Origin of the sequence: Paenibacillus sp. V4I7, assembly GCF_030817275.1 — a bacterium.
GTDB lineage: Bacteria > Bacillota > Bacilli > Paenibacillales > NBRC-103111 > Paenibacillus_E.
Genome location: NZ_JAUSZD010000002.1, coordinates 1662699 through 1686530 on the forward strand (window position 1 = coordinate 1662699; position 23832 = coordinate 1686530).

At 44.7% G+C, this 23832-nt stretch carries 19 protein-coding genes and 1 pseudogene; 19 read left to right on the top strand and 1 reads right to left on the bottom strand.

What is annotated here, in order from left to right; all coding sequences use genetic code 11:
• The 7 genes and pseudogenes from QFZ80_RS08670 to QFZ80_RS08700 form a co-directional block, all read left to right on the top strand.
• Positions 1-501, top strand: a pseudogene (locus tag QFZ80_RS08670) (ABC transporter permease); the annotation flags it as partial.
• A 165-nt stretch (positions 502-666) separates the two neighbouring features.
• On the top strand, positions 667-873 hold the full coding sequence (locus tag QFZ80_RS08675; protein ID WP_307558421.1) for a hypothetical protein: 207 nt from the start codon (positions 667-669) through the stop codon (positions 871-873).
• 5 nt (positions 874-878) lie between these two features.
• Positions 879-1304, top strand: coding sequence for a CehA/McbA family metallohydrolase (locus QFZ80_RS08680; protein WP_307558423.1), 426 nt, complete (start codon positions 879-881; stop codon positions 1302-1304).
• Between the two features lie 225 nt (positions 1305-1529).
• Entirely contained in the window at positions 1530-1871 is a 342-nt protein-coding gene (locus QFZ80_RS08685; protein WP_307558425.1) for a CehA/McbA family metallohydrolase domain-containing protein, read from the top strand.
• A 17-nt stretch (positions 1872-1888) separates the two neighbouring features.
• Positions 1889-2653, top strand: a complete 765-nt coding sequence (locus QFZ80_RS08690; RefSeq protein WP_307547399.1) for a glycerophosphodiester phosphodiesterase — start codon at positions 1889-1891, stop codon at positions 2651-2653.
• On the top strand, positions 2650-2814 hold the full coding sequence (locus tag QFZ80_RS08695) for a hypothetical protein (RefSeq protein WP_307547397.1): 165 nt from the start codon (positions 2650-2652) through the stop codon (positions 2812-2814). Before QFZ80_RS08690 ends, QFZ80_RS08695 begins: the two co-directional genes overlap by 4 nt.
• 167 nt (positions 2815-2981) lie before the next feature.
• Positions 2982-4082, top strand: coding sequence for an NAD(P)H-dependent flavin oxidoreductase (locus QFZ80_RS08700; protein ID WP_307558428.1), 1101 nt, complete (start codon positions 2982-2984; stop codon positions 4080-4082).
• Between the two features lie 66 nt (positions 4083-4148).
• Here QFZ80_RS08700 and QFZ80_RS08705 read toward each other — a convergent pair whose 3' ends face one another.
• Positions 4149-6509 carry an immune inhibitor A domain-containing protein gene (locus QFZ80_RS08705; RefSeq protein ID WP_373460038.1) on the bottom strand — a complete coding sequence of 787 codons (2361 nt, stop codon included), beginning with the start codon at positions 6507-6509 and terminating at the stop codon, positions 4149-4151.
• Positions 6510-7245: 736 nt separating this feature from the next.
• Between QFZ80_RS08705 and QFZ80_RS08710 the strand changes: the two genes are divergently transcribed.
• The 12 genes from QFZ80_RS08710 (at position 7246) to QFZ80_RS08765 (ending at position 23783) form a co-directional block, all read left to right on the top strand.
• Entirely contained in the window at positions 7246-8598 is a 1353-nt protein-coding gene (locus tag QFZ80_RS08710; RefSeq protein WP_307547393.1) for an ABC transporter substrate-binding protein, read from the top strand.
• A gap of 106 nt (positions 8599-8704) precedes the next feature.
• On the top strand, positions 8705-9658 hold the full coding sequence (locus QFZ80_RS08715; RefSeq protein ID WP_307441257.1) for a carbohydrate ABC transporter permease: 954 nt from the start codon (positions 8705-8707) through the stop codon (positions 9656-9658).
• Positions 9655-10536, top strand: a complete 882-nt coding sequence (locus tag QFZ80_RS08720) for a carbohydrate ABC transporter permease (protein ID WP_307558431.1) — start codon at positions 9655-9657, stop codon at positions 10534-10536. Before QFZ80_RS08715 ends, QFZ80_RS08720 begins: the two co-directional genes overlap by 4 nt.
• A 13-nt stretch (positions 10537-10549) precedes the next feature.
• Positions 10550-13270, top strand: coding sequence for an alpha-mannosidase (locus QFZ80_RS08725; RefSeq protein ID WP_307558433.1), 2721 nt, complete (start codon positions 10550-10552; stop codon positions 13268-13270).
• 19 nt (positions 13271-13289) lie between these two features.
• Positions 13290-14207, top strand: coding sequence for a class II fructose-bisphosphate aldolase (locus QFZ80_RS08730; protein ID WP_307547389.1), 918 nt, complete (start codon positions 13290-13292; stop codon positions 14205-14207).
• 148 nt (positions 14208-14355) lie between these two features.
• Positions 14356-14511 (top strand): hypothetical protein, encoded by a 156-nt coding sequence (locus QFZ80_RS08735; RefSeq protein ID WP_307547386.1) that lies wholly within the window; start codon positions 14356-14358, stop codon positions 14509-14511.
• A 53-nt stretch (positions 14512-14564) separates the two neighbouring features.
• Positions 14565-17000 carry an alpha-mannosidase gene (locus QFZ80_RS08740; RefSeq protein WP_307558435.1) on the top strand — a complete coding sequence of 812 codons (2436 nt, stop codon included), beginning with the start codon at positions 14565-14567 and terminating at the stop codon, positions 16998-17000.
• Positions 17001-17013: 13 nt separating this feature from the next.
• Entirely contained in the window at positions 17014-19605 is a 2592-nt protein-coding gene (locus QFZ80_RS08745; protein WP_307547383.1) for a glycoside hydrolase family 2 protein, read from the top strand.
• 186 nt (positions 19606-19791) lie between these two features.
• Positions 19792-20598: a DeoR/GlpR family DNA-binding transcription regulator gene (locus QFZ80_RS08750; RefSeq protein WP_307547381.1), complete on the top strand. Its 807-nt coding sequence runs from the start codon at positions 19792-19794 to the stop codon at positions 20596-20598.
• Positions 20599-21039: 441 nt separating this feature from the next.
• The gene (locus QFZ80_RS08755; RefSeq protein ID WP_307558437.1) at positions 21040-22038 is read left to right on the top strand and encodes a LacI family DNA-binding transcriptional regulator; all 999 of its coding nucleotides are present in this window, start codon (positions 21040-21042) and stop codon (positions 22036-22038) included.
• Positions 22039-22054: 16 nt separating this feature from the next.
• Positions 22055-22927 carry a carbohydrate ABC transporter permease gene (locus tag QFZ80_RS08760; RefSeq protein ID WP_307558441.1) on the top strand — a complete coding sequence of 291 codons (873 nt, stop codon included), beginning with the start codon at positions 22055-22057 and terminating at the stop codon, positions 22925-22927.
• A gap of 13 nt (positions 22928-22940) precedes the next feature.
• A complete protein-coding gene (locus QFZ80_RS08765; RefSeq protein ID WP_307558443.1) occupies positions 22941-23783 on the top strand; it encodes a carbohydrate ABC transporter permease in 843 nt (280 codons plus the stop codon).
• The last annotated feature ends 49 nt before the right edge of the window (positions 23784-23832 follow it).

Below are 23832 nucleotides of genomic sequence, written 5' to 3' on the forward strand. Positions count from 1 at the left end.
ATGCGCTGGTATCTAAAGGCGATAGGTCCACGTAAAATCGTGGAATTTATCATACTTGTTGTGTTCGTCATCTTTTTCTTGGGCCCGCTGCTCAACTTGGCCATACTGGCTTTTACCGGCAAATGGACCTACCCAGATATCTTGCCGCATGAATGGTCACTGAAATGGTGGACATTTGTGTTACAGCAGGAGGATATCGCGAAATCAATCGGCTTGTCGTTTATGATCGCATCCATCGTGACCGCTCTATCCATTGTGCTTTGTATCCCAGCAGCCTATGCGTTTGCTCGCATACGTTTTCCGCTTAGCCGTTTTTTCTTGTTCTCGTTTCTGCTGACACATGCTTTTCCGAAAATGGGACTTTACGTTTCGATCGCTGTGCTCTTTTACAAACTTGGATTAATGAACACTTTGATAAGTGTTGTTTTGATCCATATGATCAATGTACTCATGTTCATGACCTGGATTCCAACGGCTGCGTTCCGTAATGTGCATACAGCGGTAAGCTAAGGATCGATTTTGCTTATGAACCCAAAAACCTAGAAGATCAGGAACAATCGAAAACGATGATTTTCGAGAGTATAAACAAGTACACGGAACCCAATCAGCGTGAGCGAGTTCAGGCGAAATGGGAATCCTTCCTGCCGCTGAAAAACTTTAATAACGGTGTCTGTCGACGACCCTGAACGGCACCGCGGTGCGGGGCATCGGCATGATCCTGAGCAGTCGTTATTTATTGGTGAGCAGGAAGCTTCCCCAGGTTTTGTGAGTGGTAAAATACTAACAGGCATGTGGCATGTCACATTAAGTTTGCATACGATTGTTACAGAAAGCTGCCGTTACACATTGCAAATTCATCAAGAGGAGGAGTAAGCGGCATGCCTTGGATTGCTTGTGAATTACACAGTCATACTTTCCATAGCGACGGAAAACAAACACTCATGGAGCTTGCTATTGGTGCAAAGGCGCTTGGTTTCGAGTGTATCGCGCTGACCGATCACAATACCATGACAGGTTTAAATGATAAAGATGCTGTGGAACAGGAAACCGGAATTTCGATCATTTCCGGGATGGAATGGACAACCTTTTATGGCCATATGGTTACGTTAGGACTGACCCATTTTGCTGATTGGCGCCCGGTGGGCCCAGACGATATCCATAAAGGGATTGCTGATGTTCATAGGAGCGGGGGGATTGTCGGTATGGCACATCCTTATCGCATAGGAAGTCCAATTTGTACGGGCTGCTTCTGGGAATTCAATATTGAGGATTGGAACGATATGGACTATATCGAGGTTTGGTAAGGCACGTTCCCTTCGATTAAAACAGACAATGACCGCGCCTACCGATTGTGGACCGACAAGCTGAATGAAGGCTACCGGATTGCGGCCACGTCAGGGCGAGATTGGCATGCCCAAGTACAAACGGATGAACCGGTATCGGTGACATATCTCGACATCGATGACGGGGAAGAGACGGTGACGAACTGAGCTGTGCGTGCACTTGCGGCTGGTAGAGTATCAGTAACTATGGGACCTTTGTTAATACTAGAAATACGGACCGATACTGCGTGCTACGGTGTCGGGGACGTCGTTCCTCGGCAGGGTCGCAGCCACATTTTTAAGGTCCATGTAAACATAGATTTTCATGTTCGGAAAGAGATTTGGGATTTTCAGGAACTCTATTATACGCTAAGATTGATAGGGAATAACGGTGTTTTAAGAGAGCAATTCGTTACTGGGGATCAGCCGAATTACGAGATCGAAATTCCTGGCGATGAACTTCTATGGATTCGGGCTGAGCTTAAAGGGTTAGTTCGTGGAGTTCACACATTGATCGCCCTTACAAATGCTATATATGTGGATCGATGAAAGGGAGTGTTTGTAGCATGGCTAATCGATTTCCGCTCATAACTGCTCACTGCGGCAGCATGAACACGATTGATCATACGCTTGATTCTGTGGAAACGGGGCTTAGGTTCGGTGCAGATGTGGTGGAGGAGGACGTTAGAGTCACGAAGGACGGCATTCCGGTTCTAGCTCATAATGATGAATGGGTTACTGTTGATGGGTTGAAATTGTCCATTTCGCAAATGACCTTTGAAGAATTAAGAGAGCTTCAGTACGAGGTCACTCACGGGGAACATCGTGAAACGATTCAAATCTGCAGACTGGAAGATATGCTGCCGCTTATCCAAGCTTCGGGCAAAGTCGTGAACTTGGATTTGAAAGTGGACGAGAGTATCGAACCTATCGCTGCTTTGGTGAAGAAATACGGTATGTTAGAGCAAGCTTTTCTATCCGGCTGTGAGATGGATCGTGCGATGCTAGCAGAGAGATCGAACCCCGAAATGCGGAAACTGCTGAATACCAACCACGACCTGTTTAGAATACTTCCCTATAGAGATGCTATGGTAAAAACCTGCGAGGAAGCACTTGCAGCCTCCTGCTTTGGCATCAACATCCATTACAGCATCGTGCGCCAAGAGTTAATGGATTACACAACATCCCTAGGGCTCCCGGTTTATGTATGGACTGTGAATGAAGAAGAGTTAATGCGTCAATATGCAGATTTAGGCGTTGCATCTATAACCACACGAAATGTTGCAGCTCTGGTGCAATTGAAGCAAAAAATGCGTGGTGAGCGTTCATGATTGAAATCTACGCCCATGAATTCAATCTTGCTAGTGAGACACTTGCGGCCAAAATGCTGAGCGGTGAAGTTAAAGCGGGAAGCGCCTATTATCAAGCCGTCCTTCCTTTATTGGAGCTGCTCCAGCAGGTTTGCCCTGAGCAATCCGAATACTCCGCCTAGCGGGCGGAATATTTCCATCTCGATGGAAATTTACGGCCCCTGCTTTTCAAATCTCTATGGGTAAATGCTATTATATATACAGAGGGGCTGCTGTACAATTTCCATCCGAAAATGGAATGGCCGCAACGCTTTCAGCGCATTTAAATCAAGCCTCTATGGGAGATACGATGAGAATTCAACTTAAAACAAACCTTTGTCAACTTTTTAATATTCGTTATCCGATCTTCCTCGCGGGCATGGCGGGTGGCCCTGGAACAGTTGAGTTGGCGGCAGCTGTCTCTAATGCTGGCGGACTTGGGACGCTGGGAGCTGCCTATATGGAGCCTAGTGCAATCCGCAAGGCAATTCGGGAGATCCGTGAGCTAACGGATGCGCCATTTGGGGTGAATTTATTTTCAATTCAAATGACTGACAATAATGAAAGAACGAAGGAAGTGCAGCGAGAACTTAACCAGGTAAGAGACCATCTTGGCATAAGACAAGCAGGTGAGGAGCTCGTGGTAACTCCGGACCATTTTGAGGAACAGTTTGCAGTAGTGTTGGAAGAAAAAGTGCCAGTCATTAGTACGGCATTTGGTGTTCTTCCTGAACCCCTAATGCGACAAGCTAAATCGGCTGGCATGCGAATTATCACCATGGTGACCACGGTTAATGAAGCTATCTTGGCCGAGCAGTCCGGTTGTGATGCTATAGTTGCACAAGGAAGCGAAGCGGGGGGGCACCGGGGAACATTCGACATTTCGAATCATCCTATGGGTGCAAACATCGGCACGTTTGCGCTGGTACCGCAAATTGTGGATTGTGTTCAGATTCCAGTCGTTGCCGCTGGAGGAATTATGGATGGTCGTGGGCTTGTCGCCGCCATCGTTCTTGGTGCGCAAGGTGTACAGATGGGAACGCGTTTTTTGACTGCGATTGAATCCGGTGCTCACGTCTCCTACCAGGATGCATTATTGCATAGCACCGAAGAGAGTACTGTCATTACCAAGGTGTTCTCAGGTCGTCCAGCAAGAGGGGTAATCAACCAATTCATCAGACAATGGGATGCAAGTGGCGTAGAGCCACTTCCTTTTCCTACGCAAAATACCGCTACACGGGATATTAGGAATGCTGCCGCTAGTCAAAGCAATACTGACTATATGTCCTTGTGGGCAGGACAAGGTACAAGAATGCTTACGTCTGGACAAAAAGCGGAGCATATCGTTGCTGAAACGATCCAACAGGCGATGTCCCTATTGTCGATCGAAAGTGAAGAGAATACCCAATAGTAGGTTGAAATGGTAGACGAAAAACGGAGCCACGCATAAATTGCGGGCTCCGTTTTCTAATTATCCTTATTTATGAATCCAAACTAATCCAGCAGAATTATCTTTCGCTTCGCCAACGACTTTGAATTTCAATCCATAATTCGGTACAAGGCGTCCGGCGTCTGGAATTAATGAGTTCATATAGCTCTTGGAATCTGAGAATTCCTCAACACCTTGCAAGGATTTATAATTGTACTCGCCTCTGGTTGGGTTGTTGATGTACCATGAAGGCGTCTTGTCCAAGGAGAAGGCAGCATCCGCAACTTGATAACGTGTCGTTTGCGCGACGGAATCCTGTCCATCCTTTTGGAATACTAAAGCGTCAGAATGAGAATCGACTACGCCAAGGAATCCTTGACCTGGATGGATACCGACCCAGTTGTCTAGATAACTGTCATCTGCATACCAAACGAGAAGTCCGGTATTATATTTGACACCACGGCTGTAGGCAAGAGCTTTATCGGCTCCAGTGTAGTTTCTCCATTCCAGATAGTAATAGTGCTTCTTCAGTTCCATACCATTCGATACTACGAAGCCGTCCAAGCTAAATTGAGAAGCGCCTTCGGCATCGTCTGAGAATACAACTTGACCATTTACGGTTAATTTCGCATTATCCATGGCAAAACCATCTAATGCTAGTCCTCCATCCGTGACGTAGTCAAAGTGGAGGGTCACTTTTTTGCCGGCGAATTGGCTTAAATCATAGGACTTGTCTACCCAAGCTCCGTTTGTAGATTCTGCCCGTGCGTCGCCGTTCGTATCATTGTCACCAATGACATCGAGGGTAACTTGTTCATTATAGGTCGCTGCTGTAACAGTTAAGTAATCATAGTCAAACTCGACATCATACAGGGTTTTAAAATCAAATGCAGCCGTTTGCGCTTGGGTTAAATCAAACTCAGGAGTTGAAAGTGTTGTATGAAGGTTATCGCCTTTTGTACTGTAATAATAGCGTGCACCGAATGCGGGTTGAATACCAGGAACGGCTTTATCCGGCAAATTGACTTTAACAATACCTGGGTTTTTCGACTTCGTTACACTTTGGTCAATGATGGCAGCCGTACCTAACTTCGTAATGTCTGCGGCATCTATTTCACTTATATTTGCCCAGTTTCCGCCCATTGTTTTCTGGAAAAACTCTTTATTTTGAGGAGAAAAAGAGCTAGGTGTAGTACCGGCGATTTTACCGTTCCAGCTACCGCCGCTCATGATGGACCAAGAAGCAACGGGCTCACCTTGTCCGGTATACTGGGTATCGTACTCATCTGGCAGTCCTAAGTCATGACCGAATTCGTGAGCAAAAACACCTACTGCACCATCTTCAGGCTGAATGGTATAGTCATAAGCTGCCATACGGCCACCCCAATAGTCGACCTCCGCAGTTGTGCCAGCAATAGGATACACACCATTTAGAGTCCAACGGTGAGACCAAATGGCATTATCGCCTAATTGTCCGCCGCCAGCTTCTTGACCCGTACCCGCATGAATAATCATAAGGTGGTCAACCAGACCATCGGGTTCGTTTTGATCGCCATCCCCATCTAAATCATATAAATCAAACTCGTCGTAATCAGCCAGATTAAGGCCCGTTGCTACTGCCGCATTCAGAGCGTCCTTCACAAGATCACGAGGACCCTTAGGGTTTAAGTTATCATGACCGCCAGCAGGGTTATCATCTCCGTACTGAACAGCTTGACCAGGAACGGTTAACCATTCGGATACGTATCCGTCTACGGTATAACTGCCACCGGACTGTTCTTCATAGTACTGTTTAAAGGTTTGGATCTTAGAACCATCAAATAAGGTGAAATCTGTATCTCCAAACATAAGCTTCTGATAATGATCACGGTTGAAATCGTTTGCGTACATGTAACCAGGCTCTTGTATGACGTTGTTGTGTTTGAAGTCGGAAAATTCAGTTAAAAGAACGAGTACTTTATCTTCACGAACTGGACCGTTGTATTGATCCTGTTTGGCTTCTAGAACGGGCATGCCATTTGGATTCCCTTTTTTGAAGTTCTCTTGGCCTTTGTTCAGTTGAGAAAATAACTTCGTTTTCTGCTTCTCTATAAAATCCTTTGACTTTTTGTCTATTTCATCATGCTGTGTGTCTTCTTTTGATTTAACACTTTTATTGTTTTTAGCTGATACGTATGATTTGACGGCTTGGGCTATCTGTTCAGGCGTAGCACTTTTGCTTAACAGCCCTCTGTCCATCAACCCTTTTGCCAAACGCTCATCGTTTACAATATTAAAATCTACCGGCGGTGCTTCAAGTACCTCTGAGTAGTCGGATCCTGCTGCGAATGCAGATGATGTTGTGAAAAGTCCTGCTGTTAAACTCGTTGCTAGTAAAAATCTAGTGATTTTCAAGGTGCTTTTTTTCAAAATGAAACCTCCCATAATAGAGTATGAAACCAACCTATTAATTTAACCATTGGTATATTAAAATTTATAATAGTTTGACTATTCTAGTAAGTGCTTTTAGTCCTGCGTAGTTTGACCCATATATTTCCTATTTCGACTATTTCCTTGATTTTTCGTGGCATTTTGATATGACAAAAGTGCGCATTCGACACCGTCATTTTGTTCTCTATTATTTTCAACTAGACTTAGGGGGGAATAAAGACGAATTTGTCCATCTTTACTAGGCATTATATGAAGTAAGTTGTATAACCTACAACAATTTAGCTGGTTTCTTCTCACCAAAGCTATTGATGTTGTATTCTGTGCAACCGTTTTAGCCGCATTCTCATTCTATAGAGCTGTTTGAGGAGAATTGTTGTATTTATAGCAACAATCGCTTGGGATATGTGAAAATTATTATCCTAATATTGTATAAATTACAACAATCTGCAAATGATCAAGGCGAATAACAAAAGTACAAAAAATAGCAATTCATAGGAGTTAGTGGGCAAAAATGTGGCTTCTTGTGGATTAAAACAAATAAAACACGAAAATTCACTTGTAAGCGCTTAGAAAAGTGTTGACAATGAAGCTTTTGTTGGTATTATAAATGTATAGGCTTCAAAAAGCCACATTGCAAACGCTTTATATTGTGGGATTGTCGATATACAATGTGGCATTGGTTGTCTAACTATTTAATTAGGGGGAATGAAACCGTATGAAGAGAGCAAATAAATCCATGTTGGTTCTACTCAGCACAGCGCTCAGCACCGGATTAGTGTTGACTGCATGCAGCACGGATAAAACGGCAAGTCCAAGTGCAACTGCTGGTACTGGTGCAAGTCCAGCTGCAAGTGCCGCGGTAGAGAAACCAAAGGGTAAAGTTACACTGGATTTTTGGACTCATTGGGGTTCTACAACGCGTCGTCCTATTATTGAGAAAATTATTAGTGATTTTAATGGCTCTCAGGACCGCATTACCGTGAAACATACGTTCTTACCTTATGGAGATGGTTGGACGAAGGAACTGGCAGCCATTGCTGCAGGTAATCCGCCCGATGTCATCATTCATGATATTAGCCAGGTTGCCCAACGTGCCAGCAAGAAGCAAGTAACGAATCTTGCGCCTTACTTGGCGAAGGATAACATTAAAGATCGATTTTTCCCGCACTTATTAAATGCGATGCAATATAAAAACGAAGTATATGCGTTGCCTTTTGTAACCGATACTCGCGTATTATTCTACAACAAAGCCGTTTTTAAAGAAGCAGGACTCGATCCAGAGAAACCGCCAAAAACATGGGCTGAGTTGGAAGAGTATTCCAAAAAAATTGATAAAATCAACAACGGTAAAATTGAGCGCTTAGGCTACCATCCTCGTTTGGCAGGAGGGCAAGATGTTTTCCTGAACAATGCCGATGGCGGAAGACCTTGGCTTGATGACAAGGGTATTTATATCAACTCACCAGCCCGAATTGCTGCACTCGAATGGTATAACAGCTGGGATGCCCGTTTAGGCAAAAAGGAAGTTGACGCATTCAAGGCTAGCTTTGGCAGCAAAACAAATGACCCGCTTATCTCTGGTAAATTAGCTATGAAAATTGATGCGGGCACATTCTGGACTCAAATCCGTGACTTTGCTGCTAAGAAAGAAGACTATGGTATTGCTGCAGTGCCTGAATACAAAGCAGGCAGCGGAAACTGGAGCGTCGGTGGAGGCTTTACCATTGAAATTCCGTTTGGCGCTAAACATCCGGATGAAAGCTGGGAGTTCTTGAAGTATATGACGGATGTTGATGCACAGAAATATTGGGCACAATACAACTTCGATAACGTATCCAATATTAAAGCATCTAACGATCCAGATCTGATCAAGGATCCAGTCTACAAGTTTACAGTAGATAACTTAAAAAGTACTGTGCTTGCGCCAGTGCCTGTAACAGCACCTGATTTTGCAAACCTGCTTAATCCACAAATTGATGAGGCGATTCTAGGGAAGCAAAGCCCGAAAGAAGCCTTGGATAAAGCTCAGAAAGCGATTGAAGATTTAGTTAAGCAAAATACAAAGTAAGCTTTAGATCATAAGGGTGGAGTCGTAGTGTATTACTGCTCCACCCTTTTTTCATAAGCAGAAGCTTTAATGGTCAGTTGTAAAGAAATGTTAAGGAGGGACACATGTGAATCCCCAAGTGAATAAGGTTATCCATCCGAAAAAGAGAAGAAAGTGGTCTTTGGATAAGAAAGAGGCGCTAGAAGGCTATGGTTTCGTTGCTCCGTGGTTTATTGGTTTTCTGATATTTACAGCCGGTCCTCTTTTGTTCTCTTTATACGCTAGCTTTACGAACTATGACATCACGTCACGTATGGACTTTATTGGTTTTGACAACTATAAACGCATGTTTACGGAAGATCCTTTGTTCTGGAAATCACTCCGAAATACCCTTTACTATGTTGCACTTGCCGTTCCGTTAACCACGATGGGCTCTGTGATTCTTGCCGTTTTATTGAATGTGAAAATTCCCGGCATGCGATGGTTTCGGACGATTTATTACCTGCCAACCGTCTTGTCCGGTGTAGCTGTTTATATGCTTTGGATGATGCTTCTTAACCCAGATTCAGGTCTCATTAATACGGTGCTCGGCTGGATTGGAATTGAAGGACCTGCTTGGCTGACGGATCCGGCTTGGACGAAAAATGCGATTGTCATGATGAAAATGTGGGCAGTCGGCGGAGGGATGCTGCTGTTTCTAGCAGCGCTGCAAGGAGTATCCGATCATTTGTATGAAGCAGCGGAAATTGATGGCGCATCCAGTATTCGTAAGCTTTGGCATATCACTGTACCGATGATTACGCCTGTTATTTTCTTTGATGTCGTCACAAGCTTAATCGGTGGCTTCCAAATTTTCCAGGAGGGCTATGTCATGGCCGATGACCCTGGTGCTCCGGGATCTCCAGCGAACTCCCTCTTATTTTTCAATCTTCATATGTTCTTGAAAGCTTTCAAAATATTCGATATGGGATACGCCATGGCAATGGCTTGGTTCCTATTCATTATCGCGATTATTGTTACCATCATTAATATGGTGATGTCGAAGTATTGGGTTCACTACGAAGGAGGAGATTCGCGATGACTGTCGCTGCAGCTGTAACTAAGAAATCATACCATCAAAGCCGCAAGACCAAGCAAAGGATCTCCAAATGGGTCGTAACCCTTATTCTCATTATCGGCAGTTTGTCTTTTCTCATGCCGTTCTGGTGGATGATTCAAACATCCTTGAAATCGTTGACAGAAGTGGTGACATATCCGCCGACCTGGTTTCCTAAAAAATTCGTTTGGGCCAATTATAAAGAGGCTTGGGAAGCAGGGAATTTTGCGAGATATTCGGCCAATTCGCTGCTAATCGCTTCAACCGCAGTGTTTGCACATGTAATCTCTAACTCGTTCATCGCTTATGGATTTGCGAAGATTCGCTTTCCCGGAAAAGGGCTGCTGTTTTCCATTATTCTTGGAACGATGATTATTCCGGGGTTTGTCACATTGATTCCTCAGTATATTTTATTCTCTAAATTACATTGGGTTGGTACTTACTTGCCCTTGGTCATTCCAGGTTTTTTCGGAAGTGCCTTCCATATCTTTCTCATACGTCAATTCTATTTGGGTATCCCCAATGATTTAGTTGAAGCAGCGAAAATTGACGGCGCAAGCCACTTGTATATTTGGCGTTCGATCATGCTTCCGTTGGCTAAACCGGCACTCGCTACGGTGGCAATCGGTACATTTACAGGAGCTTGGAACGATTTCCTCGGACCGTTGTTATATGTGAATGATGAATCTAAGTATACTTTGCAGCTTGGTTTGCAAGCCTTCAAGGTTAGCTCAGGCGTTAGCCAGTGGCACTTACTTATGGCGGGTTCGGTAATGGTAATGATTCCGGTCATCGCAATTTTCTTCATTTTCCAAAGATATTTTATCGAGGGTATGAACATCAGTGCTGGTACGAAAGGGTAAGGAGGATAACAACTTGGATCGCAAATATCGTGTGTTTATTTACCATCATACCCATTGGGATCGGGAGTGGTGGGCGACGATGCAGGATTTCCGCATCCGCTTGGTAGAGCTTATCGATGAACTGCTTGATACGATGGATAACGATCCGGAGTTCCGCTGCTTTTTGCTCGATGGTCAAACAATTGTCTTGAAGGACTATCTGGAGATCCGACCGGAAAATCAGGCACGTCTTCTGCGATATATCCACGAAAACCGTATTCAATGCGGGCCATGGTACATCTTGCCGGATGAGTTTCTCGTCAGCGGTGAGGCGCATGTGCGTAATTTGATGCTAGGTGCACGTATGGCTGAGAAGCTCGGCTATACGAACTTGGATGTCGGTTATATCCCGGATACGTTTGGTCATATCTCGCAGATGCCGCAGATTCTCCAAGGCTTCGGGATTGACAATGCGATGGTCTGGCGAGGGCTCGGTGGAGCTTCACCCGACTTTAAACAAGAGTTTCTATGGGAAGCTCCGGATGGTACGCAAGTGTTTACGTACTGGTTCCCAGATGGCTATTATATGGTGGATTTCCTCCATTTTGACAATCCGCTCAAGACTTATGACGAAACCTACGGCAGAGTTCGTAAATCTTTGGAACGCTGGGCACCACGGGCAACAACGGATTGCTTATTAATGCCCTATGGCGGTGATCACAGGCTTATTGATGCGCGATTGCCGCGATTAATGAAGCAGGTAGGCGAAGATTTGAAAGAAATCGCGGAGCTGCACTGGGGGACAACGAAGGATTTCATCGAAGCCGTTCGCAGTCAGAATCCTTCATTAGAAGTTATACATGGCGAGCTTCGTCATTTTGGCGCAGATTTGCCTCATGTATTGCCCGGTGTATTGTCTGCACGCCTATATTTGAAACGGCATAATTTCATCGGACAGCTGGCATTGGAACGCTATGCAGAACCTTTCTCGGCGCTTGCCTGGCTAAGCGGCCGTAAGTACGAATCAACCCTGCTGTGGACCGCATGGGAACTGCTTGTCCAGAATCACCCGCACGACAGTATTTGTGGATGCAGTATTGACGAAGTGCATCGTGAGATGCTGCCAAGGTTTGCGCAATCCAAGCAAATAGCTGACATTTTGACGGAGAAAAGCATCCAACACATCAACAATCAGATTGATACAAGCGATTTGGAAGATGGAGCTTTGGCGATTGTTGTTCATAATTCACTGAGCTGGACGCGTGACGACACGGCTGCTGTCTGGGCGGATCGAAAGTTAATGGTTCATCCAAGAACCTATAGGCTGGAGGATTCGGAAGGAAATGAGGTTCCTTTTCAGGTGAAGGAAGTCAGCGGCATGAAGCCTATGACGGATAAACATTTTTATACAGAATTAAGTTTTCCAGCTGTAGACCTTCCCGGTTTTGGCTATAAGACCTATTCTTTGCGGAAAAGGGAAGCCGTTTGCGACCCCAAACAGGTGTTTTTCAACGCACTGCTGCCATCTGCGAAGTTAAAGGGCAGTGAAGCCGTAACGGATTTGCACATCGGACCCAATATCTTGGAGAATGCTTTACTACGCGTTGAAGTTAACCAGCAAAACGGTACGCTGCGCATTACCGACAAACAAAGCGGTCTTATCTATGAAGGTTTGGGCGCCTTTGAAAGCGGAGGGGATGCTGGAGATACCTATAATTATGCAGCCCCATTAGTTGATCAAGTGCTCCGCACGACGGAAACTCCAGTTAGTGTACACGTTTCCGCAGCCGAGGTTGGTTATGCGAAAGGAACGCTTCAAGTGGATATCGATTGGTCCTTGCCGAAGAGACTTAGCGGTGACCGATTAAGCAGAGAGGCTGCTTACACAGATTATCGGATTACGAATTATGTGACGCTTGCTGCAGGATCCGCAAGAGTGGATGTGCGCACGGCGTGGAACAATCAAGCGGAAGACCATCGACTACGGGTGTTGTTTCCACTTGGTGAGAAGTTCAAAGTCTCACACGCCGAAGGGCATTTCGATGTTGTGGAAAGAGAAGCATCTGTTAAAGATCACGGTAATGGATGGCCAGAAACGTATGTACAGCAGAAGCCTCAACAAGGTTTTGTCAGTGTGAATGGCAGAGATAAAGGAATGACAGTTGCCAATAAAGGGCTGACTGAGTATGACATGCTCGATGATGAGCAGGGTACACTAGCAATCACTTTGTTAAGGGCTGTAGGCTGGTTGTCTGGGGAAGATACGTTGATTCGGGTCGGCGGCGCTGGTCCTGAAACACCTGTACCCGATGCGCAGAGTCTTGGTTTCAATGAAACGGAGTATGCGATCTTCGTCCACCAAGATGATTGGCTAGAATCTAATATGTTTACAAGGGTTCATGAGTACTTAACAGCCAGCTATGGATCAATAACTGGGAAACATGCAGGTGTTTTGGCAAAGAAAGATGGTTGGCTGGAAATAGAGGGAAATCATACCCTCATGCTCAGCGCCTGCAAAAAAGCGGAGAAGTCCGATGCCCTTATATTGCGTTTCTGGAATACAGCTAAAAAAGCGACCTCAGCAAAAGTAAGAATGCAGATAAAGCCCGATCAGGTACGCTACGTGAAATTGAATGAGCAGCCAATGGATACGAAAGACCTCGTCATGGATGCCGATGGAGCATTCACGGTTCATGCAAAAGGTGCCGAAATCATTACGCTCGAAATCAGCATTCAGTCTGTAAAAACCAAATAGATAAAAAGGAGAGATTATCATGAATACTGAATTAAGACCCAAAAACGTCATTACGCTCAAACAAGCCTTAGAGGTAGCCGAAAAATACGGGTTCGCTATAGGCTCGTTTTCCCCTCGATATACACCAATGATTACGCCCGTTTTGAGGGCTGCCGAGAAGATGAAATCTCCGGCCATTGTTCAGATATCTCATAAAGAACTAATCCGATATGGAATTACACCTAAGGAATTCGCCGATGAATTTTATGAAAAAGTGGTGTCAGAAGGAATAACCGTGCCCCTAGTCCTGCATCTTGACCATACCAAGGAATTGGAAACCATCGCTCTTGCGATTGACGCCGGCTTCACCTCGGTCATGATTGATGCGTCCGAGAAAAATTTAGAGGACAATATTAGCACCTCCAAAGAGGTCGCAGATTATGCCCATGCGAAGGGTGTTTCCGTTGAAGCAGAGCTTGGCATGATCGGAACGACGGATTTCGTGGAAACAGATAAAGATGAGGAGCTGTACACCGATCCTCAGGAAGCGAAACGATTTGTTAATGAAACGAATATCGATGCATTGGCGGTTTCCTGCGGGACAGCCCATGGCGTTTATATGGTTAGACAGCCTAAAATCGATGTCGCTCGATTGCAAGAAATTCGTTCATTAACCCCTGTACATCTTGTTCTGCATGGCGGTTCAGGCGTACCTGCCGAAATGATGGAAGGTGCCATTCGCCTTCCAAGCGGCGGTGTGAGTAAAGTGAATATCGCAACAGACTTGGAGCTTTCTTTCTTAGGTGCATTAGAACGCGAAGAGAGACTGACGAATGAAGAATGCAAAGCATTGGAACCTTCTCTATTGGAAAAGGGGAGAGCCGCTGTTGAAAACACGGTCATCGATAAAATGATTCATTTCTTAGGAAGCAAAGCGCAGGCAGATCATTTTGCTTAAAGTGATAATGGGATAAATGACTGGGGAATGGGAGCTTATATGGAAAAAAAGGTGATTTGGAGCATCGGATCGCAGACCCCGATGAGGGTTATAGGCTGCAGGTTACCATGCTAAAGTCGGATCAGATATTGAAGCTTGGAGACATTCATTGGATAAGCTGTTGACCTATGATATTGACTTGATGACCTTCGGTCATTTGCCTCCGACGTTGGTCTACGATGCCAAAACGAAAGTAGTTGAGGCACGGAAACAGTTAGGTGTTTATTTTAACCCATGGTTCAAGCCCATGCATGAGACTTTCTAGTATTAAATTCACTTTATTACATTGCTAATTATCAAATAAAGGTAGGGGAAATTATGAAACAGAAGAAACTTTACATGATCGGGAATGCTCATCTGGATCCAGTTTGGCTTTGGCAGTGGCAGGAAGGCTTTCAAGAAACGAAAGCAACCTTCCGGTCAGCACTCGATCGCATGAAGGAATATGATGATTTTATTTTCACCTCGAGCTCCGCTGCAAACTATGAATGGGTTGAAAATAACGACAAAAAAATGTTTGAAGAAATTAAGGAACGCGTACGTGAGGGCCGTTGGCAAATCGTTGGCGGATGGTGGATACAACCGGATTGCAACATTCCCGGCGGGGAATCGTTTGTCCGTCAAGGCTTATATGGCCAGCGTTATTTCAAGGAGAAATTAGGCGTCACAGCGAAGGTGGGTTATAACGTCGATAGCTTTGGACATCACGGCATGCTGCCGCAAATATTGCTCAAAAGCGGTATGCCTTATTATATTTTTATGCGTCCTATGCCTAATGAGAAAGGCTTGCCTGGTCGTCTATTTCACTGGGAATCGGATGATGGCAGCCGCGTGCTGACCTACCGGATACCATTTGAGTACTGCACATGGGGCAAGGACCTCGAGAAGCATGTTCGCCGTTGTATGGAAGAGCTGAAGGATCCCTTTGGCAACTTGATGGTTTTCTACGGGGTTGGTAACCACGGGGGAGGCCCAACGAAAGAAAATATCGACAGCATCAAACGGATGAATGGGCTGCCTGAATTTCCGACAATGGAGATGGCTGCACCGAATGAATTTTTCGCTGATATGGAAGCCATGCAGCTGCCAATTCCAGTTGTCCACGACGATCTTCAGCACCATGCCAGTGGTTGTTATGCGGTTCATTCGGGGATTAAGCATTGGAATCGTCAAGCTGAGAATAAACTCATCGCTGCTGAAAAATGGTCCTCATGGGCTGAATTAAGAACAGGGCAAGCCTATCCAACAGATTTTCATCGTGCATGGAAAAATGTGTTGTTTAACCAATTCCATGATATCCTTGCCGGAACTAGTCTTGAATCGGCATATGAGGATGCACGCAATATGCACGGTGAAGCGATGACGATTGCAGAGCGTGGCCTGAACTATGCGATACAATCCATTTCTTGGCATATCGGCATTGAACAGGAAGATGGCATGAAGCCAATCGTTGTATTTAATCCTCATTCTTGGGAAAGCACCGTTAATATCGAGTTAGAAATTGGCGGCATCAAGGATACGACGATACTGGTAGATGAGAACGGCAAGCAGGTTCACTTCCAATTGGTGCAATCTCAGGCAACGGCTGGCGGCAGATACCGTCTTAGCTTTATTGCCCAGCTGCCGTCCATGGGGTACCGGGTGTATAAGGTGCTAACAGCTTCACAGGAACCCAAATTGGTATCACAACCGATTAAAGCGAATGATTATGCGTTGGAAAATGATAGATTCCGCCTGGAATTTGATCCGAAGACAGGCTTCATTTCCAGCTTATTTGATAAAAAAGTAAATGTTGAAGTTTTCCGCGGACCCGCGGCGAGACCCGACGTTATTGAAGATAAGTCAGATACTTGGAGTCATAATGTTTTTCATTTCAACAATAAGGTTGGCGAATTTATAGCAACAAGCGTTCAACGCGTCGAGCATGGCCCGGTTAAATCAGTCATCAGAGTCACAAGCGAATATGGCAGCTCCAAGATCGTGCAGGATTTCACCTTGTATAAACAATTGGACTATATCGATGTCAAAGTGACAGTGGATTGGCGTGAACAGTTTAAAATGTTGAAATTGGTATTCCCAATTAATTTGGTATTTACGAAACAGACGTATGAGATCCCATACGGCTTCAAGGAACGGGAGCATAATGGGGAAGAAGAGCCAGGTCAAAGCTGGGTAGATTATGGCGGCATTTTGCGTGACATTGGAGAGCACGGAGGAACTTCCTATGGTGTTTCCCTGATGAATGATGCGAAATACAGCTACAGCATTATGAATAAAGAGCTGGCGATGACGGTGATACGCAGCCCGATTTATGCCCATCATGATCCTGTAGTTCCAGAGCCTAAGGGGCACTATTCCTTTATCGATCAAGGCATTCAGACGTTTAATTACAGACTGCAGCCGCATCAAGGCAGCTGGGAGCAGGCTGGAACGGTTAAGCATGCACTGGAGTTAAATCAGCGTCCGATTACGATTATCGAATCTTACCATGAGGGAGAGCTTCCACAGAAGGATTCCTATTTGACGGTAGATAAGGACAACATCATCGTCAGTGTAGTGAAAAAAGCCGAAGAAGGCAGCGATCTGATTATTCGCGCTTATGAGACAACGCGAGAAACGACCGAAGCGACCATTCGATTACCTCACTTGAATCGTGAAATTACAGCCAAATTCGGTCCTTGTGAAATTAAAACCTTCCGTGTTCCTTCTGATCCGAGCCTCTCGGTGACAGAGACGGATCTAATCGAGTGGTAAGGCGGTGTCAGAGATGGCAATAAAGCAAATTAGTTTGAACGGAAGCGATTGGCTCTTCAAAGACTTCTTGGGTGAGGACTGGATATGGCGACATGCAGAAAAACCAGACTCCAAAGATAGTCGTTGGTGGAGGAAAGGAACGGTTCCTGGAACCGTTCTCTATGACCTTTGGCAAAATGGTGAGGTTTCGGACCCCTACTTTGAGCGTAATAGTCTTTTGGCGGAATGGGTGCCTGAACGAACGTGGATTTATAAAAAATCGTTCGACATCGATGCTTCCATGTTGGGTCAACGTGTCCAGCTTCATTTTAAGGGTGTTGATTTTGAGGCGCAGTTTTTTCTGAATGGTGCCAAAATTGGTCATCACAAAGGCATGTTTACGGCAGCCGTATTTGATGTCACGGATATCCTTCATTATGGCGGGTCGAATCTATTGTCTGTTGTCATTGAAAAAGCACCGGACGAACAGCCGCAGGTTAGCAAAACAAGCTACGTTCGCGAACATAAAAGCCGGATGACGTATTGGTGGGATTTCTGCCCGCGGATGATACATCAAGGGATATGGGACGATGTGTATTTGGATGTCACGGGTCCGATTCGTATCGAGGATATTTATGTGAGGTCAACGCTTTCCAATGATTTTGGGCTAGCTAATCTTACGATAGATTCGACGATTTCCTCTGGGAAACAAGCGGAAGTACGTGTGGAGACCTGCATTTTTTCAGGTGATGAGCAAGTAAGTTCTGTCGTATCTGTTCACCTCGTTAATGAGGGGGAAACCAAGCTTAGCTCGATTGTTGAGCTTAACCATCCGCGTCTATGGGAGCCGAACGGTTCGGGCGAAGCCCATTTGTATCAAGTCCGGATTAACGTGTTTGAAAAGATAAATGAGCCAGAGCGGCGTGCCGACAGCCAGCTTAGTTCAGTTAAAGAAACAACCTTCGGCATTCGAACAGTTGCCTGGCATCGGAATGAAACACCTGATCAAACGGCAAGGCCTTATGTGCTAGTGGTCAATGAGCATAAAACGTACATCAAAGGTTGGAACTGGGTACCTATGGATGTCATGTATGGTAGAGAGCAGCCGGCTAAGCTAGAAAGACTGTTAACGCTAGCCAAACAAGCAGGAGTTAATATGCTGCGAGTATGGGGTGGTGGGCTGATTGAGAAGGATGCCTTCTATGAGCTGTGCAATCGTTATGGCATCATGGTTTGGCAGGAATTCATCCAATCCAGCTCTGGGATTGCGAACAAACCGAGTGAAGATGAGGCTTTTATCACGATGATGGTGCAGGAAGCTGAACAAATCATTCCGAGAAAGAGAAATCATCCTTCTCTTGTTCTGTGGTGTGGAGGTAACGAGCTGCAGGATAGCGATGATCGGCCTCTTGACGATACGGAGCCCGTATTGGAAGCCCTTAAACAAGTGGTTGAAACTTTGCATCCAGATGCGCTTTGGCTGCCGACATCGCCTACCGGTCGATGCTTCTCAAATACGCTGGACAACATTGAGCAGGATCCTACTGGGCAGCATGACGTGCATGGCCCTTGGGAGTTTCAGGGGTTGTCGCAGCAATATGAGCTCTATAACAAAGGAACCTCGCTGCTTCATAGTGAGTTCGGCGTAGAGGGAATGACGCATTTAAAGACGCTGAACTATACGATTTCGGAGTCCAACCAGTGGCCAGCAACCCGGGATAATCCTATTTATTTTCACCGAGGTTCTTGGTGGATTAATGAACCTATGATCCAGTCCTCCTTCGGTAATGAGCTTCATCATCCAGAGGCGCTGATACGCGCAAGTCAGTTTCTACAAGCAGAGGGACTAAGGTATGCGGTAGAATCTAATCTTCGACGGATGTGGCAAAATAGCGGAACACTCCCATGGCAGTTTAATGAGCCATTCCCGAATGCTTATTGTACTTCCGCGCTTGATTACTTTACGAACCCTAAGCCGATTTACTACGCGATGGCTAAAGCCTATCAAACTATACAAGTTTCAGCCAGCTTTGCTACGATTGCATGGGAAGGTCGGGAAACTTTTAAAGCGGATGTATGGGGTGTTCAGACAGATAGGATCGAACTGGGAGAGTTAACCTCGCAATGGCGTTTAGTTGGAGCAAGCGGACACCTATATGCCGAAGCCGAGTGGCAAGGGAAAGTAGTGCCCAATGCGGCAATTCGACTTGGGACGTTTGAACTGCCTCTCCAGCAGCTGCAAGAGGATGTGTTCTTCTTCCGCATCAATCTAGTAAACGCCGCGAAGGAAGTTATTAGCAGTAATTGCTATCCTTTTAGCGTTAAAGCTAATTTGGTACCGATGTTAGTACTACCCCAAACTAGCCTACAGGTGGAGAAGACTCTTACGGAAAAAGGGGGAGTCTGGCAGCTTCAAGTTACGAATGTTGGCACACATGCTGCTTTTATTGTTCATCTGGAGGATGCTCGTTCGGTAACGGCAGAAGACTATGTTTATTATTCGGATAATGATTTCTCCTTATTCCCAGGCGAAAGTAAGACAATTAACGTCAGGTGGAGCTCCATTCCTGAAGCTGACAGGAAACTGAACGTATCTGCTTGGAACAGCCCGGTTCAGCACATTTGATGATCGTTAGGACTTAATAGCCTCTTTTAAAGGGGGATTTTACGGGAAACTCTCTTGACAACCCTACTAAGAAAAGCGATATTAGAATTTGCATATCTTCATTGAGAAATCCCCAATCAGAAATCCCTTTCTGATTCGGAAACTAATAGTGTAAAGGTATTCGAGGATTAGAGGGGGATAAAAATTATGATTGCCATACATCGCAGAACCAAAATAAAAGAAATTCTCTTCCAAGAACGCAGTGTTAAAGTAGCTGATTTGGTGAAGGAATTCAATGTCTCCGAAGAAACCATTCGTCGCGATCTGAACCAATTGGAGCAGGAAGGCATCATTCAAAAAAATTATGGCGGCGCCATTTTAATGGAAGAATTACAAAATAATTCACAAATTATTCCTCCAGTTGAGCAGCGGAGATTCCAATTTTACGAGGAGAAAGATGCGATCGGGAAAATGGCCGCTTCGCTGGTGGAAGGCAATCAAATCGTCATATTAGACGCTGGTTCAACAACCTGGTGTGTGGCTCGTCACCTACGAAATGTGCCAAAGCTAATGGTGGTTACGAACGGGACAGATGTAGCGGAGGAAAGCAGTCAAAATGAAGATGCTTCAGTCTTTGTAATTGGCGGGAAGCTAATTAAGAAATCAATGAGTCTTGTAGGTCCCCAAGCGGAACTAGAGCTGCAAAAATATAATGCCGATTTCTCCTTTTTAGGCGCTTCTGGGATAACCATGCGTAAAGGATTTACAAGCTCTGATCTCTATGAAGCTGAAGTAAAGCGAGCCATGATATCAGCAGGACAAAAGATTGTCATTGTTGCGGATCACAGTAAATTCGAGCGGCAAGGTCTGGTCTCTTTTTCTAGCTTTCAAGATGTTGATATTCTGGTTACAAGTGACTTAGTAGAACCGAGTATTCTTGATGAAATCCGCCAGTGCGGTGTGCAGGTGATTGTTTGTCCTGTGAAGGAATTGATCCTTTATGAAGACGAATGAGAGTTAAAGCAACAGTGAAAAATAGTGGGTGGTCCGAAAGAAGCCTCTGTGGCATCTAGGACCCCTGCTTTTTTTGCTACTAAAATGCGGATATTTGATGTATAACATACAGCTTCTCAACTCAATTGTGTAGGTTTGATACAAATGAATCTGAACAACAACGGGGTTTGTTTATCTGTTAAATTAAGTATTGACAATCTCATGTGTAAGCGATAACATGTAAATATAGAAATCGCCATAATTGAAAGTGGGAACGATCCCAAACAAATGTGAAAAACGTAATAGGCAGGCTCCTTTTTTTGAAAACAAAATGGGAACGTTCTCAAAAAGTGTGGCCTACCATCAAAGTAAGCAAAAAAACAATCTTTTATCCTTAAAAATGGGAACGTTCCCGAAAATGCAAATTCAATCGCTATGTTCGAATATAGAGGGGGGCAGCCGATGAATCCTACGATTCATGACGTCGCAAGAGTAGCGAACACATCCAAAAGTACAGTATCACGTTATTTAAATGGTCAAAAAGTAAAGAAAGCAACAGAAGAGGCCTTAGAGAGGGCGATTATAACTCTTAATTATCATCGGAATGAAAATGCTCGAAGATTAGTCATGAGTCGGACGAATACGATCGGTATCGTGGTCGACAACATTTCGAACATATTCTACTCGGGCATTATTAGAGGGATTGAAGCCGTAGCCATTAAGAAAGGCTATAACTGTATATTCTATAGTGGAACGTCAAATGCCAAACAAGAGGCGTCCTTCCTCCATCTACTTTTTGAAGGACAGGTTGACGGTATTATCCTTCTTAGCTTCCAGAAGCGGGATCCACTTGAACTGGAGCGAATGATGGATGTTCCGTATCCGCTTGCATTAATTGGCGATCATGGGGAAATGGACGGCTTATTCTCCGTTGATATCGACAACGCATCTGGGGTTGCTGATCTGGTTACCTACCTGCATGAATTAGGGCATCGTCGAGTAGCCTATATTTCGGGTCCTGCTCACATGGGACCAATTAAGTACCGGTTGAAAGGCTTGCAGCAGAAGATGCACGAATTGCACATAGAATTCCGTCCTGAGTGGGTCGTGTCGTCGGATTGGACGAATCAAGGCGGATACGAAGCCATGAAAGAGCTGCTTAAAGAAGAAGGCTTTACAGCAGTCATTGCCTCCAGTGATGAAACAGCAATCGGTGCACTTCGCGCGTTACAGGAACAAGGGATTCAAGTGCCTAACCAAATGTCGATTGTCGGATTTGACGATATTACCTTGTCGAGTTGGGTCTCCCCGCCATTGACAACAGTTCGTCAGCCTCTACAAGACGTTGGGATGAAGGCTGCGGAAGGCTTGTTTGCCCAAATAGAAGGAGAAGAAGTAGAGAGAACGTCTCATTTATTTAAACCTACACTGATGATTCGTCAATCTTGTACCAAACTTTAGAAAAGAGTTGAGACCGATGATTTCAAAAATCAACAAGTCGAATTACGGTTATCTATTTATAGCTCCATTTTTCATAGGATTTGGCATCTTTGGTTTGATTCCGATTTTATATACGTTTTATTTAAGCTTTACAAAATGGGATGGATTTACAGATCCTGTTTATGTCGGTTTGGCCAATTATTCACGTCTTTTACATGATACGTACTTCTATCAAACGATAGGGAACACCTTGATTATTTGGGTCATGTCTATTGTTCCACAGCTGATCATTGCCCTCATTCTTGCGATTATTTTGAATGAGAAATTCATTCGCGGCAAGCATTTTTTCAGGGCTGTGTACTACTTTCCACATATCATTACACCAATTACGCTTGGCGTCATGTTCAGCTTAATGTTTGACTGGCAAACGGGTTCGGTGAATAAAGTGTTGATGGATTTAGGAATCGTTAGCGAGCCGGTGAACTGGTTTAGCAGCCCTTGGTGGTCGCGAACGATTGTATCGGCCGTTATTTGCTGGCAATATTTCGGATTTAATCTGATCGTGTTTATCGCGGGACTGCAATCCATTTCTGATGAAGTGTATGAAGCGGCCAAGATGGATGGCGCGAATAAATGGAAAAGCACCCTATATATTACGCTGCCTATGCTGCGTCCTGTCTTTCTGTTCACCTTCATTACTTCCGTAATTGGTGGTCTGCAATTGTTTGATGCTCCACTGATGCTCGGAGATGGTCCTAATAATACGACCCGAACTATGGTTATGTACCTCTATCAAACCGCATTCAAAAATTTCGATTACAGCTACGGAGCAACAGTCGCGTATGGTATTTTCGTTGTTGTCATGATTTTGACGGCCATCACAGCGAAAGCTTCAAAGCTTAATGAGTAGGAGGTGACGACCCTTGATTAAGAAAGCGTTTCAATTCGATTGGTTTATTTTGAAAATCATCATCTATGTGATGTTAATTGCGATAGCTTTGACTTGCTTACTGCCTTTTTACAGCATGATGATTACTTCCACGCACACGAATTCAGACATTGCCCGGAAGCTGCTTATCGTTCCTGGAGACCAGTTCTTAGTGAACTATCATAGGCTCATTGAAACCGTTAACATCTGGCGTGGTTTAGGAAATACGCTATTCATCACGATAACGGCGACGCTCATTAATGTATATTTTGCTGCGTTAGCTGGGTATGGATTCTCGAAATACAACTTTCGTTATAAAGGCGTATTATTCATGATTACCCTAGGGACGATGATGATTCCTGGACAATTGGGGATTATCGGATTTTATAAATTAATGGATGTTTTCCATATGTTGAACACTTATTATCCGCTCTTGCTTACGTCAATCTACAACGCATTCGGTATTTTTCTAGTCAAACAGTTCGCGGACACATCGGTACCAACCGAAATTATCGAATCCGGAAGAATCGACGGGTATGGTGAAATGCAGCTTTTCCATCGCATCATTTTACCGTTAATGAGTCCTGCACTTGCCACGCTAGCGATCTTTGCTTTCATTGGGAAATGGAACGACTTTTTAGTTCCGATGATTATATTGTTTGATGCCGACATGCAAACCTTGCCAGTCATGATTGCGAGTGTCAAATCGCAGTTTTCATCCGATTTTGGCGCTCAATATGTAGGAATTGTAATATCGGTCGTTCCGATCTTGGTATTCTTCTCTTTTATGTCCAAGCGAATTATTAACGGGGTTGCGGCTGGGGCCGTGAAGGGCTGACGCGTAGACATTGAGAGGAGTGATGCGTGTCAATATTTTATCGTCATTT

Coding starts and splice junctions, on each gene's coding strand:
- QFZ80_RS08680 (WP_307558423.1), top strand. CDS start 879: ATGCCTTGGATTGCTTGTGAATTACACAGTCATACTTTCCATAGCGAC.
- QFZ80_RS08685 (WP_307558425.1), top strand. CDS start 1,530: ATGGGACCTTTGTTAATACTAGAAATACGGACCGATACTGCGTGCTAC.
- QFZ80_RS08690 (WP_307547399.1), top strand. CDS start 1,889: ATGGCTAATCGATTTCCGCTCATAACTGCTCACTGCGGCAGCATGAAC.
- QFZ80_RS08695 (WP_307547397.1), top strand. CDS start 2,650: ATGATTGAAATCTACGCCCATGAATTCAATCTTGCTAGTGAGACACTT.
- QFZ80_RS08700 (WP_307558428.1), top strand. CDS start 2,982: ATGAGAATTCAACTTAAAACAAACCTTTGTCAACTTTTTAATATTCGT.
- QFZ80_RS08710 (WP_307547393.1), top strand. CDS start 7,246: ATGAAGAGAGCAAATAAATCCATGTTGGTTCTACTCAGCACAGCGCTC.
- QFZ80_RS08720 (WP_307558431.1), top strand. CDS start 9,655: ATGACTGTCGCTGCAGCTGTAACTAAGAAATCATACCATCAAAGCCGC.
- QFZ80_RS08730 (WP_307547389.1), top strand. CDS start 13,290: ATGAATACTGAATTAAGACCCAAAAACGTCATTACGCTCAAACAAGCC.
- QFZ80_RS08740 (WP_307558435.1), top strand. CDS start 14,565: ATGAAACAGAAGAAACTTTACATGATCGGGAATGCTCATCTGGATCCA.
- QFZ80_RS08745 (WP_307547383.1), top strand. CDS start 17,014: ATGGCAATAAAGCAAATTAGTTTGAACGGAAGCGATTGGCTCTTCAAA.
- QFZ80_RS08750 (WP_307547381.1), top strand. CDS start 19,792: ATGATTGCCATACATCGCAGAACCAAAATAAAAGAAATTCTCTTCCAA.
- QFZ80_RS08755 (WP_307558437.1), top strand. CDS start 21,040: ATGAATCCTACGATTCATGACGTCGCAAGAGTAGCGAACACATCCAAA.
- QFZ80_RS08760 (WP_307558441.1), top strand. CDS start 22,055: ATGATTTCAAAAATCAACAAGTCGAATTACGGTTATCTATTTATAGCT.